General features: G+C 68.3%; 16 protein-coding genes. 7 read left to right on the top strand and 9 right to left on the bottom strand.

The features are described 5' to 3' along the window. Nucleotides 1-29: 29 nt before the first annotated feature. Both ACLBW1_RS07940 and ACLBW1_RS07935 read right to left on the bottom strand, forming a co-directional pair. Nucleotides 30-773: a methionine ABC transporter permease gene (locus ACLBW1_RS07940; protein WP_447811287.1), complete on the bottom strand. Its 744-nt coding sequence runs from the start codon at nt 771-773 to the stop codon at nt 30-32. After that, nucleotides 770-1,774, bottom strand: coding sequence for a methionine ABC transporter ATP-binding protein (locus ACLBW1_RS07935; protein WP_447811285.1), 1,005 nt, complete (start codon nt 1,772-1,774; stop codon nt 770-772). The genes ACLBW1_RS07940 and ACLBW1_RS07935 overlap by 4 nt, the downstream gene beginning before the upstream one ends. 85 nt (nt 1,775-1,859) lie before the next feature. Between ACLBW1_RS07935 and ACLBW1_RS07930 the strand changes: the two genes are divergently transcribed. The 4 genes from ACLBW1_RS07930 (at nt 1,860) to ACLBW1_RS07915 (ending at nt 7,111) form a co-directional block, all read left to right on the top strand. Then, on the top strand, nt 1,860-2,597 hold the full coding sequence (locus ACLBW1_RS07930) for a TSUP family transporter (RefSeq protein ID WP_447811283.1): 738 nt from the start codon (nt 1,860-1,862) through the stop codon (nt 2,595-2,597). Between the two features lie 264 nt (nt 2,598-2,861). Next, on the top strand, nt 2,862-4,268 hold the full coding sequence (locus ACLBW1_RS07925; RefSeq protein WP_447811281.1) for a sigma 54-interacting transcriptional regulator: 1,407 nt from the start codon (nt 2,862-2,864) through the stop codon (nt 4,266-4,268). A gap of 27 nt (nt 4,269-4,295) precedes the next feature. Next, a complete protein-coding gene (locus ACLBW1_RS07920) occupies nt 4,296-6,296 on the top strand; it encodes a VWA domain-containing protein (RefSeq protein WP_447811279.1) in 2,001 nt (666 codons plus the stop codon). Next, nucleotides 6,293-7,111, top strand: a complete 819-nt coding sequence (locus tag ACLBW1_RS07915; RefSeq protein WP_447811277.1) for a DUF72 domain-containing protein — start codon at nt 6,293-6,295, stop codon at nt 7,109-7,111. The genes ACLBW1_RS07920 and ACLBW1_RS07915 overlap by 4 nt, the downstream gene beginning before the upstream one ends. 1 nt (nt 7,112) lies before the next feature. On the opposite strand, the gene ACLBW1_RS07910 is transcribed toward ACLBW1_RS07915, so the two are convergent. The 6 genes from ACLBW1_RS07910 to rpmB all read right to left on the bottom strand — a co-directional run bounded on the left by ACLBW1_RS07910 (nt 7,113) and on the right by rpmB (nt 9,907). After that, the gene (locus tag ACLBW1_RS07910; protein ID WP_447811276.1) at nt 7,113-7,757 is read right to left on the bottom strand and encodes a DUF1707 SHOCT-like domain-containing protein; all 645 of its coding nucleotides are present in this window, start codon (nt 7,755-7,757) and stop codon (nt 7,113-7,115) included. Nucleotides 7,758-7,815: 58 nt separating this feature from the next. Continuing rightward, nucleotides 7,816-8,751, bottom strand: coding sequence for an AEC family transporter (locus ACLBW1_RS07905; protein ID WP_447811274.1), 936 nt, complete (start codon nt 8,749-8,751; stop codon nt 7,816-7,818). Nucleotides 8,752-8,836: 85 nt separating this feature from the next. Beyond that, nucleotides 8,837-9,094, bottom strand: a complete 258-nt coding sequence (rpsR, locus tag ACLBW1_RS07900) for a 30S ribosomal protein S18 (protein WP_045824006.1) — start codon at nt 9,092-9,094, stop codon at nt 8,837-8,839. 94 nt (nt 9,095-9,188) lie between these two features. Continuing rightward, nucleotides 9,189-9,494: a 30S ribosomal protein S14 gene (rpsN, locus tag ACLBW1_RS07895; RefSeq protein WP_447811271.1), complete on the bottom strand. Its 306-nt coding sequence runs from the start codon at nt 9,492-9,494 to the stop codon at nt 9,189-9,191. 6 nt (nt 9,495-9,500) lie between these two features. Then, complete coding sequence (rpmG, locus tag ACLBW1_RS07890) at nt 9,501-9,671, bottom strand: 50S ribosomal protein L33 (protein ID WP_447811270.1); 171 nt, start codon at nt 9,669-9,671, stop codon at nt 9,501-9,503. After that, nucleotides 9,671-9,907, bottom strand: a complete 237-nt coding sequence (rpmB, locus tag ACLBW1_RS07885; RefSeq protein ID WP_447811268.1) for a 50S ribosomal protein L28 — start codon at nt 9,905-9,907, stop codon at nt 9,671-9,673. The genes rpmG and rpmB overlap by 1 nt, the downstream gene beginning before the upstream one ends. Before the next feature lie 112 nt (nt 9,908-10,019). Here rpmB and mrf point away from each other — a divergent pair, with 112 nt between their 5' ends. The 3 genes from mrf to rpmF are packed head-to-tail and all read left to right on the top strand — an operon-like array spanning nt 10,020 to nt 11,807. Continuing rightward, a complete protein-coding gene (gene mrf, locus ACLBW1_RS07880) occupies nt 10,020-11,348 on the top strand; it encodes a ribosome hibernation factor-recruiting GTPase MRF (protein ID WP_447811267.1) in 1,329 nt (442 codons plus the stop codon). Beyond that, nucleotides 11,345-11,608, top strand: a complete 264-nt coding sequence (locus ACLBW1_RS07875; RefSeq protein ID WP_447811266.1) for a type B 50S ribosomal protein L31 — start codon at nt 11,345-11,347, stop codon at nt 11,606-11,608. The genes mrf and ACLBW1_RS07875 overlap by 4 nt, the downstream gene beginning before the upstream one ends. 25 nt (nt 11,609-11,633) lie before the next feature. Continuing rightward, nucleotides 11,634-11,807 (top strand): 50S ribosomal protein L32, encoded by a 174-nt coding sequence (gene rpmF, locus ACLBW1_RS07870; RefSeq protein ID WP_045824000.1) that lies wholly within the window; start codon nt 11,634-11,636, stop codon nt 11,805-11,807. A gap of 83 nt (nt 11,808-11,890) precedes the next feature. Here rpmF and ACLBW1_RS07865 read toward each other — a convergent pair whose 3' ends face one another. After that, nucleotides 11,891-14,122, bottom strand: coding sequence for an MMPL family transporter (locus ACLBW1_RS07865; RefSeq protein WP_447811265.1), 2,232 nt, complete (start codon nt 14,120-14,122; stop codon nt 11,891-11,893). Nucleotides 14,123-14,128: the final 6 nt, after the last annotated feature.

The following is a 14,128-nucleotide window of genomic DNA, read 5'->3' as shown; positions in this document are numbered from 1 at the left end:
TGCGCGGTGTGTCGGGTCGAACGGGTGGGTCAGACGGGGGCGGAGACCTTGTCCACTCGGCGTGTGGTCGAGCGGCTGGATTTCTCCGGGGTCAGGAACCGTACGAGGGCGTCGCCGATGAGCTGGATGGCCGCGACGGTGATCACCAGGGTCACGATGGTCGCGATCATCACCTGGTGGTCGAAACGCTGGTAGCCGTAGGTGACCGCGATGTAGCCGAGACCGCCGGCGCCGATGGTGCCCGCGATCGCCGAGTACTCGATCATCGCGATCGTGTTGATGGTCAGACCACCGACGATGTTCGGCAGGGCCTCGGAGATCTGCGCGGTCCAGATGATCTGGAGGTTCGAGCCGCCCGATGCGGTCGCCGCGGCGACCACCGACGTGGGTACCGCCCGAAGCGAGTTCTCGACGATGCGGGTGAAGAACGCGATGCCCGCGATCGACATCGGGACGACGGCGGCGGGGATGCCGATGTTGGTGCCGGTGATGAAGCGGGTGAACGGGATGATCGACGTCATCAGCACCAGGAAGGGCAGCGACCGGCCGATGCTGATGATCCACGACAGCGGGGTGTGCAGTCGGCGGTTCTCGAACAGCCCACCGGGAGCGAGGTTGTGGACGATCGCGCCGAGTGGCACGCCGACGAGCAGCACGATGACCATGACGATCCCGACCATGATGACCGTGTCGCGGAAGGCGGGGATGAGCAGGCCGGGGATCTCGTTGGTCGGCACCGTGATCGATGCCAGCACCGATGTCGTGGCGCTCATGCCGCGACCACCGAGGCCGAGGAGACGTCGGTGCGGACCGACAATCCCAGTGCGCTGACCGCGCCCGGGACCTTGGCTGCGGCAGAGGAATCCACGGCGAGGGTCCACTGACCCACCGACACCCCGGCGACGTCGCCGACATGGCCACCGAGGACCGACACCGGGGACCCGATCTCGGTCGACAGTCGCACGATCCAGTCGGCGGGGACCGCGACCGAGCTGTGGGTGACCTCGAGGACGACCTGTCCCGGCGCGGCGGCCGAAGCGGCGCCCTGCGGGCGGAGGGCCTCGCCCAGAACGGATCCGGGGTCGAGGAGCAGGTCGACGACGGCGCCCTGCTCGGCGATACGCCCGTGATCGAGCCGACCGACGCGGTCGGCGATCTTCACGATCGTGTCCATCTCGTGCGTGATGAACACGACCGCGAGATCGAGGTCGTCGCGCACCTCGCGGAGCAGTTCGAGGAACGATTCGGTCGCTGCGGGATCGAGACCCGAGGTCGCCTCGTCGGAGAGCAGCACCGACGGCCGTAGCGCGAGGGCCCGGGCGATGCCGACCCGCTGTCGCTGCCCACCGGAGAGCTGATGCGGGTATTTGTCTGCGTGCGCGGACAATCCGACTCGGTCGAGCAACTCCGCGACGCGGGCCTTCGTCTGCGCGGACGTCACGCCGAGGTACTCCAGCGGCAGCGCGACGTTCTGCGCGGCGGTGCGTCGGCTCAGCAGGTTCGCCGACTGGAACACGGTCCCGATGCGGCGTCGTGCCACCCGCAGCGCTCTAGGGTCGAGATCGGTCAGGCGTTCGCCGTTGACGACCACCTCGCCCGACGTCGGACGTTCGAGCAGGTTGATGCACTGCGCGAGCGTGGATTTACCCGCACCCGACGGCCCGACGACAGCGAAGATCTCACCGGCGGCGACGGTGAAGTCGATGCGGTCGAGCACGGTCACGGCATCGGCGCCGCGGCCGTATGTCTTCGTCAGGTCATGGATCTCGATCACGCCGAGAATCATCGGCGACCGGGGGCCGATGTCCCAAGTGTTCAAATCAGGGTGAACCCTTTACCCGCGCGTACTGTCATCGGTGATGACGATCCTCACCCTCGCGCTGCTGGTGGCCGCCGGTTTCGGCGCCGGACTGGTCGGCTACATCACCGGTCTCGCGTCGATCGTGAGCTACCCAGCGCTCCTTCTCGCCGGGTTGCCACCGCTGGCGGCCAACGTCACCAACACCGTGGCGCTGGTGTCGGTCGGTGTCGGCAGCAGCGCGCAGTCGGGTTCGAAGCTGCTCGACGAACCCCGGCGACTCGTCGCGCTCGGGCTGCTCGCGGCGGCCGGTGGTCTGGCCGGGGCCATCCTGCTGCTGCGATCATCGCCCGGCTCGTTCGAGACCGTGGTGCCCTATCTCGTCGCGCTCGCCTCGGCGGCCGTGCTCGCCCAGCCCTGGCTGCGGCGGATGGCGGGTCATCGCGAACTGCCCACCGTCTTCGCCGTCGGCATCGCGATCGTGTCGGTCTACGGCGGCTACTTCGGCGCGGGTGCGGGCACCATCTTCCTCGCGTTGGCGTTGGTCACCAGCGCCCATCCGTTGTGGCGCGCCACGCTGCTGAAGTCGGCTCTGCTCGGCATCTGCAACCTCGTCGCCGCGATCGTGTTCGCCGCCACCGGCCCGGTGCACTGGGTCGCCGCGGTCGCGATGGGTGTCGGCTGCCTCGCCGGCGGGTACGCCGGACCTCCCGTCGTCGCCCGCCTCCCCGAGACCCCGCTGCGCATCACCATCGGCATCCTCGGCTTCGCCCTCGCCGCCTGGCTCGCCGTCCGCTGACCCCGGCGCCACCCCGCCGACCGTGCCGAAAACCCCCGCCGAGCGTGCCGAAACCCCCCGCCGACCGTGCCGAAAACCCCCGCCGACCGTGCCGATCCGGTGGGTCGCCGCGTCTGATGGCACGCTCGGCGCACAGTTTCGGCACGGTCGGCGGTCAGTTTCGGCACGCTCGGCGGGACGCCGGGCGCCGCGCGGGAGGAGCAGTAGACCCGCCTCGACCAGGGTTCGAGTGCACGGACATACAAAGGCTCGTAGCGTGGAGTGGTGACGTCTCAGCAAACCGCTCATCCCACGCCGCGCACCCTCGGAGAACTCCGCGCCTCCGGACACATCCAGCGATCGATCAAAGACGAGATCCGCAACAACCTCCTCACCGCCCTGCGTACCGGCGCCGACCCGTGGCCCGGCATCGTCGGGTTCGAGACCACCGTGATCCCGCAGCTCGAGCGCGCGCTGCTCGCCGGTCACGACGTGGTCATGCTCGGCGAGCGCGGTCAGGGCAAGACGCGACTGCTGCGCACCCTCGTGGGCCTCCTCGACGAGTGGACGCCGGTTATCGAGGGCGCCGAGCTCAACGAGCACCCCTATGAGCCGATCACCCCGGCGTCGATCCGCAAGGCCGCCAACTTGCAGGACGACCTGCCGATCGCCTGGAAGCACCGCTCCGAGCGCTACGCCGAGAAGCTCGCCACCCCCGACACCTCCGTCGGTGACCTCGTCGGCGACGTCGACCCGATGAAGGTGGCCGAGGGTCGCAGCCTCGGTGACCCGGAGACCATCCACTTCGGACTGATCCCGCGCGCGCACCGCGGCATCGTCGCCATCAACGAGCTCCCCGACCTCGCCGAGCGCATCCAGGTGTCGATGCTCAACGTGATGGAGGAGCGCGACATCCAGGTCCGCGGCTACTCACTGCGCCTGCCGCTCGACGTGATGCTGATGGCCAGCGCCAATCCCGAGGACTACACCAACCGCGGTCGCATCATCACCCCGCTCAAGGACCGCTTCGGCGCCGAGATCCGCACGCACTACCCACTCGAGCTCGACGACGAGGTCGCCGTCATCGAGCAGGAGGCCGATCTCGTCGCCACCGTGCCGACCTTCGTCACCGAGATCCTGGCGCGTTTCACCCGCTACGTCCGCGACCACCCGTCGGTCGACCAGCGCTCGGGCATCTCCGCGCGTTTCGCGATCGCGGGTGCCGAGACCGTGGCCGCGGCGGCACTCCACCGCGCCACCGTGGTCGGCGAGGAGGCCGCCGTCGCCCGCGTCGTCGATCTCGGCTCGGTGATCGAGGTGCTGCGCGGCAAGGTCGAGTTCGAGTCGGGTGAGGAGGGTCGCGAGATGGAGATCCTCGAGCACCTGCTGCGCAAGGCCACGGCCGACACCGTGCGCGAGCACCTCGCCGGCATCGACATGGCCCCGCTGGTCTCCGCGCTCGAGAGCGGCGAACCGGTGGTCACCGGTGACCGCGTGACGGCGAAGGAACTGCTCGGATCGATCCCGGCCCCCGACACCACCGGCAAGGTCATCGACACGATCGCCGAGCGCCTCGAGGCAACAGACGACGGGGAACGTGCCAGCGCACTGGAACTCGCGCTCGAGGGATTGTTCCTCGCCCGCCGGATCGGCAAGGAGGCCGACGATTCCGGCCAGACCATCTACGGCTGACACACACCTCACGGACAGAGACTGAAGATGGCCCGCAACAGATTCCATCGCTCACGCTATCGGCGGTACACCGGTGGGCCCGACCCGCTGGCACCACCGGTCGACCTGCGCGACGCGCTCGACGAGATCGGCGCCGACGTGATGGCCGGCGTTTCGCCGCAACGCGCCATGCGCGAGTACCTGCGCCGTGGCACGAGTGAGATGCGCGGTCTCGACAAGCTGCGGGAGGAGATCAACCGCAAGCGGCAGGAGCTGCTGAAGAAGCGCAACCTCGACGGCACGTTCGCCGAGGTGAAGGAGCTGCTCGACAAAGCCGTTCTGGCCGAACGCAAACAGCTCGCCCGCGACCTCGACGACGACGCGCGGTTCGCCGAGATGCAGATCGAGAACCTGTCTCCGTCGACCGCGCAGGCGGTGCAGGAGCTCGCGAACTACGAGTTCCGCAGCCCCGAGGCCAAGGCCGACTACGACAAGATCAAAGATCTCCTCGGTCGGGAGATGCTCGACCAACGGTTCGCCGGCATGAAGCAGGCGCTCGAGGGTGCCACCGACGAGGACCGTGCCGCCATCACCGAGATGCTCGCCGATCTCAACGAGCTGCTCGCCGCGCACAATCGCGGCGAGGACACCACCGAGGCATTCGACGAGTTCATGGGCAAACACGGTCAGCACTTCCCCGACAACCCGCAGTCGACCGAGGAACTGATCGATTCGCTGGCCAAGCGGGCCGCCGCGGCGCAGGCCTTCTACAACTCGCTCTCACCCGAGCAGCGGGCCGAGCTCGACCAGCTGTCGCAGCAGGCCTTCGGTTCACCCGACTTGATGAACCAGTTGAGCCAGATGGACTCTGCGCTGCGCGAGGCCCGACCCGACGCGGGCTGGGGTGACTCGCAGGACTTCGAGGGTCAGCAGGGCATGGGGATGGGCGAGGGAGTCGGCGCCCTGCAGGATCTCGCCGAACTCGAATCGCTGTCGGAGCAACTGTCCCAGCAGTACAACGGATCTCAGCTCGACGACATCGATCTCGAGGCCCTGGCACGTCAGCTCGGTCCCGAGGCCGCTGTCGACGCACGCACACTGGCCGAGCTGGAGAAGGCGCTGGCCGAACAGGGCATGTTCCACCGCGACGCCGACGGCAACCTCCGCCTGTCGCCGAAGGCGATGCGGCAGTTGGGTCAATCGATCTTCCGCGACGTCGCCGACCGACTCTCGGGCCGCTCGGGGGACCGCCAGACCCGCCGTGCGGGGGCCACCGGTGAATCGACCGGGGCCACCCGTGAGTGGGAGTTCGGTGACACCGAACCGTGGGACGTGACCGCGACGGTCGGCAACGCGGTGCGGCGCACCATCATCGAAGACCCCGAGAGGTCACTCGCCGCAGGCGATCTCGCCCGTCACGGTGTGCGCATCGACGTGCGAGACGTGGAGGTGTCGGAGACCGAGTCGCGTACGCAGGCCGCGGTGGTGTTGCTGGTCGACACCTCGTTCTCGATGGAGATGCAGGGTCGGTGGTTGCCGATGAAACGGACCGCCGTCGCGCTCAACCACCTCATCAGCACCCGGTTCCGCAGCGACGAGCTCGAGATCATCGCGTTCGGGCGCCATGCCCGCAGCATCGACATCGCCGAGCTGACCGGGTTGCAGGCAGTGGCCGAGCAGGGCACCAACCTGCACCACGCCCTGCTGCTGGCGGGCAGGCATCTGCGCAAGCACCCGAACGCGCAACCGGTGGTCCTCATCGTCACCGACGGTGAACCGACCTCGCACCTCGAACCCGACGGGCATGCCTTCTTCGACTGGCCGCCGCACCCGGCGACGCTGGCTATGACGGTGCGCGAACTCGACAACATCTCCAGACTCGGCGCGCAGGTCACCATCTTCCGGCTCGGCGACGATCCGAGTCTCGAGCGGTTCATCGACCAGGTCGCCCGCCGTATCGGTGGCCGCGTGGTGGCGCCTGATCTCGACGGACTCGGTGCGGCCGTGGTCGGCGACTACCTCGGGTCGCGTCGGGGCCGCCGTCGGTGAGTGCGGCCGGCAGCATCCGGATCGGGACGTCGGGGTGGGTGTACCCGCCGTGGCGGGGCACGTTCTACCCCGAGGGTCTGCCGCAGCGACGCGAGCTCGAACACCTCTCGCGCACACTGAACTCGGTCGAGATCAACGGATCGTTCTACGCGCTGCAGAAGCCCGACAGCTACCGCAGATGGTCTGAGGCCACACCCGACGACTTCGTGTTCTCGGTGAAGGGTCCGCGGTTCATCACCCACATGAAGAAGTTGGTCGACGTCGAGACCCCGCTGGCCAACTTCTTCGCCTCGGGCATGCTGTCCCTCGAGCACAAACTTGGGCCCGTCCTGTGGCAGCTACCGCCGACCATGCGTTTCGATGCCGCTGTCCTGCAGGCCTTCGTGGAACGCTTGCCGTCGACCACTTCGGCCGCAGCCGAACTCGCCCGGGCGCACGATGCCCGCCTCGACGGACGGGCGTGGACCACCGTGGAGGTCGATCGACCGATGCGGCATGCGCTCGAGGTACGTCACCCCAGCTTCGTCGACGACACCGTGACCGAGATCCTGCGAGCGGCGGGAGTCGCGGTGGTGCTGGCTGATTCGGCCGAGAAGTTTCCCGTGATCGACGAGATCACCGCTGACTTCTCCTACGCCCGACTCCACGGCGACGCGGAGATCTACGTGAGCGGCTACACCGACGATGCGCTCGACACGTGGGCGGGGAGGTTCGCCGAGCGTGCGCACCACGGCGACGTCCACGTCTACTTCGACAACGATGCAAAGGTCCGCGCACCGGTCGATGCCCGCGGACTGCTCGACCGCCTGACCTGATTCAGCGGCGGGAGATCGAGGGCGGTTTGCGTGACACCTCGACACCGCCCATGAGGGCGAGTCCGTTCACCACGATGGTGGGTGCTCCGGGCCGCCCACGGCCGGCAGCATCGTGGGAGAAGCCGCCCATCACGCCGATCCCGTTCACCTGTAGGTGCGCATCCTCGGGGACGAGGATCTCGACGCCTCCCATGATCGCGACCGCCTGGATGGTCAGCACGGGCGAGGTGAACTCGACACGGCGCAGATCGATCTCGGCGCCACCCATCACCGCGACGACGTTCAGGCGCTCGCCGACCGGGACGGTGCCGGTCAGTTCCGTACCGCTCATCACCGCGACCTTGGTGCCCACCGCCGCGGGACCGGGCCCCGCAGCGATCGTGTAGGCCGGTGCGACAGCGTTTTTGGTGAGCGACAGCTCGCCTGCGCGTGCGGTGATGTCGTTGACCGGGAGGTCGTCGGTGAGGGCGTCGAGCTCGCCGAACGTGGTCGCCGACACCGCCGTCGATGCCCGCGTCTCGTATTCGACCGGGGTGAGGTGTCCCTGGGTCATGGCGGCGGCGAGGATGTCGTGCACCAGGGCCCGGTCGGCATCGGAGGCGCGAAGCCGTGCACGTTTGTCGAACGAGGGCGACGGTTCGGTCATGTGACCGACGGTAACCAATGCCGCGGCGTCGCCGCCACGACATATGTCATGAATCTGCTCAGGCGAGCAGGAGGGCCACGATCGCGATGACGGGGATCGACGCGACCGTGGTGACCAGTGCGGTGTCGCGGGCGAGGACCTCGCCGCGTCGGTAGCGGGTGGCGTAGACGAGCACGTTCTGTGCTGTGGGCAGCGATGCGATGACGACCTGCGCGAACAGCATGTGGCCGCGTTCGCCGAACAGCCAGTACGCCAGCGCGAACACCAGCAGCGGCTGCACGATCATCTTGAGCACCGACGCCAGCGCGACATCGCGTCGCGGACTCTCGCCCTTGCGGAGGACCGACACGCCGGTCAGCGACAGGCCGAACGCGAGCAGCGCGCCGGGGACCGAGGCGTTGCCGAGCATCGAGACCGGTTCGGCGACGGCGTGTGGGAGGTGCCAGCCTGCGATCGAGATCACCAGGCCGGCCGCGCCGCCCAGCACGATCGGGTTGGTGAGCGGCGCGATGACGGTGTCGCGCAGGGTGATCCGGCCCGGTGTGTCACGCAGCGCGGTGAGATCGAGCGCGGTCAACGCGATCGGGGAGTAGATCATGATCTGGAACAGCAGGAGTGGGGCGACGAACGAGGCGTCGTCCAGCACGAAGATCGCGATCGGGATGCCGAGGTTGGCGCTGTTGACGTACGACGACGCCAGTGCGCCGATCGTGGCCTCGGGGATCTCGCGGCGCAACACGAACCGGGCCAGCACGAAGTAGACCAGCCCGATCATCAACGCACTGCCCCCGGCGATCACCAGGGTCGAGGAGAAGATGACCGAGACGTCGGTGGTGGCGAGGGAGTCGAACAGCAGCGCCGGGGTGAACACGAAGAACACCAGGCGGGCGAGCACCTGCTGGGCGTCGGGCCCGAGGACCTCGGTGCGACCCAACACGTATCCCACCGCGATCACGATGAAGATGACGGTGAAACCCTGGACGACTCCGGACACCGGGGCCGTCTAGGGTGCGGCGATCATGGAACGAGAAACCGACCGGTCGACCATCGCGATGGGTGGCGTACCGGTCGGCCGACGATCACCTACCGGTGGTGACGAAGGGGAGCAGGGCCATCTCACGCGCGTTGCGGATCGCGGTGGCGACCTGTCGCTGCTGCTGCGGGTTGAGGCCGGTGACGCGACGGCTGCGGATCTTGCCGCGGTCGGAGAGGAACGTGCGCAGCAGGGCGACGTCCTTGTAGTCGATGTGGTCGATCTTGCGCTCGCGCAGGATGTTGCGCTTCGCGGCGACCTTCGTCGGCTTCTCGTTGCGCTTACGGGTGGGCTTGGCAGCCATGATCGCTTCCTCAGTTCATTGTCGTTCGGTCAATCGCCGATTGTCCATCTTACGCGAGATCTGACCCGCTCTTGACCACCGGTCGACGCAGCCGTCACCAGCTCGACTTCGTGACGCCGGGAAGCTCGCCATTGTGGGCCATCTCCCGAAAACGGATCCGGGATACGCCTGCCTTACCGATGAAACCACGCGGACGACCGTCGACCGCATCGCGATTGCGCACACGGGTGGGGCTGGCGTCGCGGGGCAGCCGCTGCAGCGCCAGCTGCGCGGCGGCGCGTTCGTTGTCCGACGATCCGGGCCTGCGCACGATCTCCTTGAGTTCGGCGCGCCGGGCGGCGTGACGTGCGACGACCGCGCGTCGGTGTTCGTTGCGGTTGATCTTCGACTTCTTGGCCATCGCTGCTCAGCGCTCCTCTCGGAAGTCCACGTGCGCGCGGATCACCGGGTCGTATTTGCGGACCACCAGGCGATCGGGGTCGTTGCGGCGGTTCTTTCGTGTCACGTAGGTGTAGCCCGTGCCCGCCGTCGACTTCAGTTTCACGATCGGCCGGATGTCGGTGCTCTTGCCGGCCATCAGATCTTCTCCCCCCGTGCGCGGATGCGAGCCACGACGGCGTCGATGCCGTCACGGTCGATTGTCTTGATGCCCTTGGCCGAGACGTGCAGCGTGATGTTGCGTCCCTCACCGGGCACGAAGTAGCGACGCCGCTGGATGTTCGGGTTCCAGCGGCGGTTGGTGCGCACGTGTGAGTGCGACACCTGTTTGCCGAAACCGGGCTTGCGCCCGGTCACCTGGCAGTGGGCGGACATGGTCCCTCCGATCGTGGGCCGCCGCGGCGACGGCCTTGTTGGAAACGATTGTCGATACGGTCTACGCTAGCACCATGATGACAATGGTTATCAACAACGAAGGGAGCGGTCGGTGGCCGTGAACCGCACACCCGTCGTGGTCGTCGCCGGCTTCGACCCGCTGGCCGTCGATGCCGTCGCCTCGGTGATGGCGACGCCCGGGACGGTGGTGATCCACCATGACCTGGCCGCACTGTCGCGGGGCTCGATCACCCGCACGATGCGCGCCCACGACACCGCCGGTGCCCCGCTGACCCGCGTCACCGAGATCGACCTGCCGCACGGGTGCGTGTCGTGTGCGCTGCGGGAAGACCTGCTGCCACTGCTGCGATCACTGCACCGCCGCGGCCGGGTCGAGCGGATCGTGCTGGCCCTCGACGCCCTGATCGAGCCCGAGCCGCTGTGCTGGGCGATCGAGCACGTCGTGGTGGCCGACGTACCGGGCCAGATCGACGGCCCCGCCGGTCGCGACGTGGAGATCGCGGCGGTGATCGGATGCGTCGACGGCGCCACCTGGCTCGCCGACGCCACAGGTGACGAGACCCTCGCCGAGGCCGGACTGCTGTCCCGCGACCGTGCGGACGAGGGGGACGAGGACGAGCGGACGATGGCGCAGGTCGCGGTCGGCCACGTCGAGTTCGCCGACGCCCTCGTCGTCGGTGCGACCGCCGGCGACAGCTGGGAGGCGGCGCGATTCGGGGCGGTGGTGGCGCGACTCGCGCCGCGGGCCCCGGTGCTCCTCGAGACCCCGCAGCGTCCGGTGTCGGCGCCGATGATCGAGGCCCTGCTCGCGGCCGTCCCGTCGCAGGCACGCCGTGGCCGGAGCATGGGCGCCCACGACCCCCTGCTGCCCGGACAGCCGCCGCTCGACGACGACTGTGGAGTGCAGATCGTCGAGTTCACCTCCGATCGACCGATGCACCCGGGTCGTCTCCACGAAGCGATCGACTGCCTTCTCGACGGCGTCGTGTGCTCGCGCGGACGGCTGTGGGTGGCGACCCAACCCGACGAGGCGTTGTGGCTCGAGAGCGCGGGTGGCGGTCTCCGGGTGGCGACCGGTGGTCCGTGGCTCGCGACGATGACCTCCGACGAGGTGGCCCGGTGTGCGCCCGAGCGGGTGTCGATGGCCTCGCTGCGGTGGCATCCCGACTTCGGTGACCGCGACACCAGCCTCGTCGTGCTGACCCATCGCGCCGACCCGCGCCACATCACCGACACCCTGCGCGGCGCCTGCCTCACCGACGCCGAACTCGCCGCCGGTCAGGACGCCTGGGACCGCTGGCCCGACCCGTTCGGCACCTTTCACCGGGAACCGTGCGACCCCGAGTTCGATCCGACCGATGTGTTCACCGACTCCACCGATAGTCCCGCCACCCACCCGCGAGAGGCAGACCGACCATGAAGCCAGGACTCCACCCCGACTACCACCCCGTGCTGTTCCGCGACTCCGCGACGGGGAAGACGTTCCTCACGCGGTCGACGCTGCACTCCGATGTGCTTTTGGAGTGGGAGGACGGGAACCGGTACCCTCTTGTGGTTGTCGATGTCACGTCCGACTCGCACCCGTTCTGGACCGGGGCGACCCGCGTGATGGACACGGCAGGACGAGTCGAGAAGTTCGAGCGCCGTTACGGGCGCCGAGCGCGTCCGACCCAGACGTGAGTGGAATTCGAAGAAGGGCTTGATCATGGCTGTACCGAAGCGCAGGATGTCGCGGTCCAACACCCGCAGCCGTCGTTCGCAGTGGAAGGCGGAGAACCCGCCGTTGCAAGAGGTGAAGGCCGGTGGCGTGAGCCAGCGTGTGCCGCGTCGCCTCGTGAAGGCAGTGAAGCTCGGGATCATCGATCTCGACCGTCGCTAGGCACTTCTCCCACAGCACCGAACAGGGCTGGTCGTCGCAATTGCGGCGACCGGCCCTGTGTCGTGTCGTGAGACGGATCGAACTCAGCGTGTTCCGGGCCACCAGTTGCGGGAGCCGAACAGGGTCATCATCGCGGGGACCAGCATCATCCGGACCAGGATCGCGTCGAAGACGACCGCGACCGCGAGGGCGAAGCCGAACTGTTTGAGTTCGAGCACGTCGGCGCTGAGGAACGCACCGAACACGACGACCATGATCGCCGCGGCGGCGGTGATGGGTCGTGCGGTGTGTTCGATGCCGTCGACCACGGCGGCGTCGCTGTCGCCGTCGCGGCGGAACACCTCACGCATGCGTCCGATGAGGAACACCTCGTAGTCCATCGACAGGCCGAACACGACCGCGAACACGGTCACCGGTAGATACACCTGGATGTAGCCGGCCGAGGTGAAACCCAACATGGACTGCAGCCACCCCCACTGGAACACCGCCACCGTGAGCCCCAGGGCCGCGCCGGTGACGAGGACGTTCATCACCACGGCCTTCACCGGGATCACGACGCTGCGGAACACCAGTGCGAGATAGAGCAGCGAGAACCCGAGGATCAGCGCGACGACCCACGGCATCTTCTGCGAGATCTCGTCGGAGGCGTCGACGACGAGCGCCGTGGTCCCGCCGACATAGGCGCGCGGACCGCCGTCGGCGGTCATCGTCGCGGCCTTGTCGCGGATGCTCGCCACCAGCTCGATGGCGTCGGTCGAGTCGATCGCGACCGCGGGTATCACCACCATCAGCGACCGGCCGTCGTTGCTCTGCGAGTACGTGTACGACACCCTCGGGTCGGTGCGCAGGCCGTATTCGAACTCGACGGCGCGTTCGGCCTGGCCCTCGGAGAGCTGCCCATCGCCCGACCCGCCGGTGAACACCGTGGTGATCGGTGAGATGGTGCCGGCGGCGAACTTCTCCGACAGCACCGTGTTCGCCGGACCGCTCGGCTGGTCACGCAGCGCCGCGGTCCCGATGTCGACGCCGTACCGGATCGAACCGATGGGGATCATGCAGATCACCAGCAGCAGCACCCCGGCGACGGCGTGGCGCCAGGGGTTGCGCATCACGTGTCGCGCCCAGCGGGCCCACCAGCTGCCGCCTGCGGTGAGCGTCTCGGGGGAGCGGGCGTCGGCGGGGCGGTAGCGGGCGGGCAGCCCGATGCGATCGACCGCGGGTCCCAGCACCGCCAGTGCGGCGGGCAGCATCGTCCACGCCACCGCGAGGACACACACGATGGTGACCGCCACGACGAGGGAGATGGTGCGCACGGCGGGCACGTCGACGATGGTCAACGACGCCAGCGCGATCATCACCACCAGGCCGGAGACGGCGATGGTGTGCCCGGCGGTCGCCATCGCGACACCGACCGACCGTCGGATGCCCTCGGTGTCGTCGCGCGTGGTCACCCCGCGGCGCGCGAGTTCCTCGCGGAACCGACTCACGATGAACAGTGAGTAGTCGATGCCGAGCCCGAGCCCGATCATCGACGCGACCGTGGTGACGAGGATGTCGAAGGTCATGACGTTCGCCAGCAGTGCGATCACACCGAAGGCGATGAGCAGCCCGAAACCGGTGGAGATCAACGGGATCAGGCCGGCGACCAGACCGCCGAGGGCCAGCACCAACACCAGCAGGGCCAACGGGATGCCGACACTCTCGGCGCGGGTCGCGTCGTCCGACTCCACCCGTGTGAGGTCGACCGTTATGGGGGAGTACCCCGTCATCGCCACCGTCACGCCGTCTCGGGAGGCGTCGGCGAGGCGGTCCTGGAGGCGTTCGGCGACACCGATGCGTTCGCTCGCGTCGCCGCGGACCCCGACGAGGGCGACCGCCGAGGTCTTGTCCTGAGAGATCTGCGGCGCGAAACCCTGTGTCTGATAGGGGTCGACGACGCTGACGACGTCGGGTGAGGTGCGAAGGTCGTCGACGACGGCGGTGACCCGCGACCGGAAGGCCGGGTCGCCGGTCGAGAGCGTGGTCGAGGAGAAGGTCACCGCGAGTTGTTCGGTGCCGTAGTCGGCGAAATGTCGTGCGACCAGGGCATCGGAGCGGCTCGAATCGGTTCCCGACACCGAGAAGTCGACACCCACCAGTTTCGACTGCAGCGCCGGGTACAGCGCGGCCGAGCCGAGGGCGAGCAGCAGGCCGACGACGATGACGCGGTGGCGGTGCCGTGCGACGAACTCGCCCCACCGCCGGCCGATCGGTGTCCGACCGGTGGGCAGTTCGCGTCCCTGCCGCTCTCCGGGATGCTGTGCGGTGTCAACCATGCGTTC

The organism is Williamsia sp. M5A3_1d, from assembly GCF_053345315.1.
This window is presented reverse-complemented; position numbering and strand designations above follow the sequence as displayed.

Coding starts and splice junctions, on each gene's coding strand:
- rpmG (WP_447811270.1), bottom strand. CDS start 9,671: ATGGCCGGCAAGAGCACCGACATCCGGCCGATCGTGAAACTGAAGTCG.
- ACLBW1_RS07930 (WP_447811283.1), top strand. CDS start 1,860: ATGACGATCCTCACCCTCGCGCTGCTGGTGGCCGCCGGTTTCGGCGCC.
- ACLBW1_RS07865 (WP_447811265.1), bottom strand. CDS start 14,122: ATGGTTGACACCGCACAGCATCCCGGAGAGCGGCAGGGACGCGAACTG.
- ACLBW1_RS07940 (WP_447811287.1), bottom strand. CDS start 773: ATGAGCGCCACGACATCGGTGCTGGCATCGATCACGGTGCCGACCAAC.
- ACLBW1_RS07910 (WP_447811276.1), bottom strand. CDS start 7,757: ATGACCGAACCGTCGCCCTCGTTCGACAAACGTGCACGGCTTCGCGCC.
- ACLBW1_RS07920 (WP_447811279.1), top strand. CDS start 4,296: ATGGCCCGCAACAGATTCCATCGCTCACGCTATCGGCGGTACACCGGT.
- rpsR (WP_045824006.1), bottom strand. CDS start 9,094: ATGGCTGCCAAGCCCACCCGTAAGCGCAACGAGAAGCCGACGAAGGTC.
- rpmB (WP_447811268.1), bottom strand. CDS start 9,907: ATGTCCGCCCACTGCCAGGTGACCGGGCGCAAGCCCGGTTTCGGCAAA.
- ACLBW1_RS07875 (WP_447811266.1), top strand. CDS start 11,345: ATGAAGCCAGGACTCCACCCCGACTACCACCCCGTGCTGTTCCGCGAC.
- rpsN (WP_447811271.1), bottom strand. CDS start 9,494: ATGGCCAAGAAGTCGAAGATCAACCGCAACGAACACCGACGCGCGGTC.
- rpmF (WP_045824000.1), top strand. CDS start 11,634: ATGGCTGTACCGAAGCGCAGGATGTCGCGGTCCAACACCCGCAGCCGT.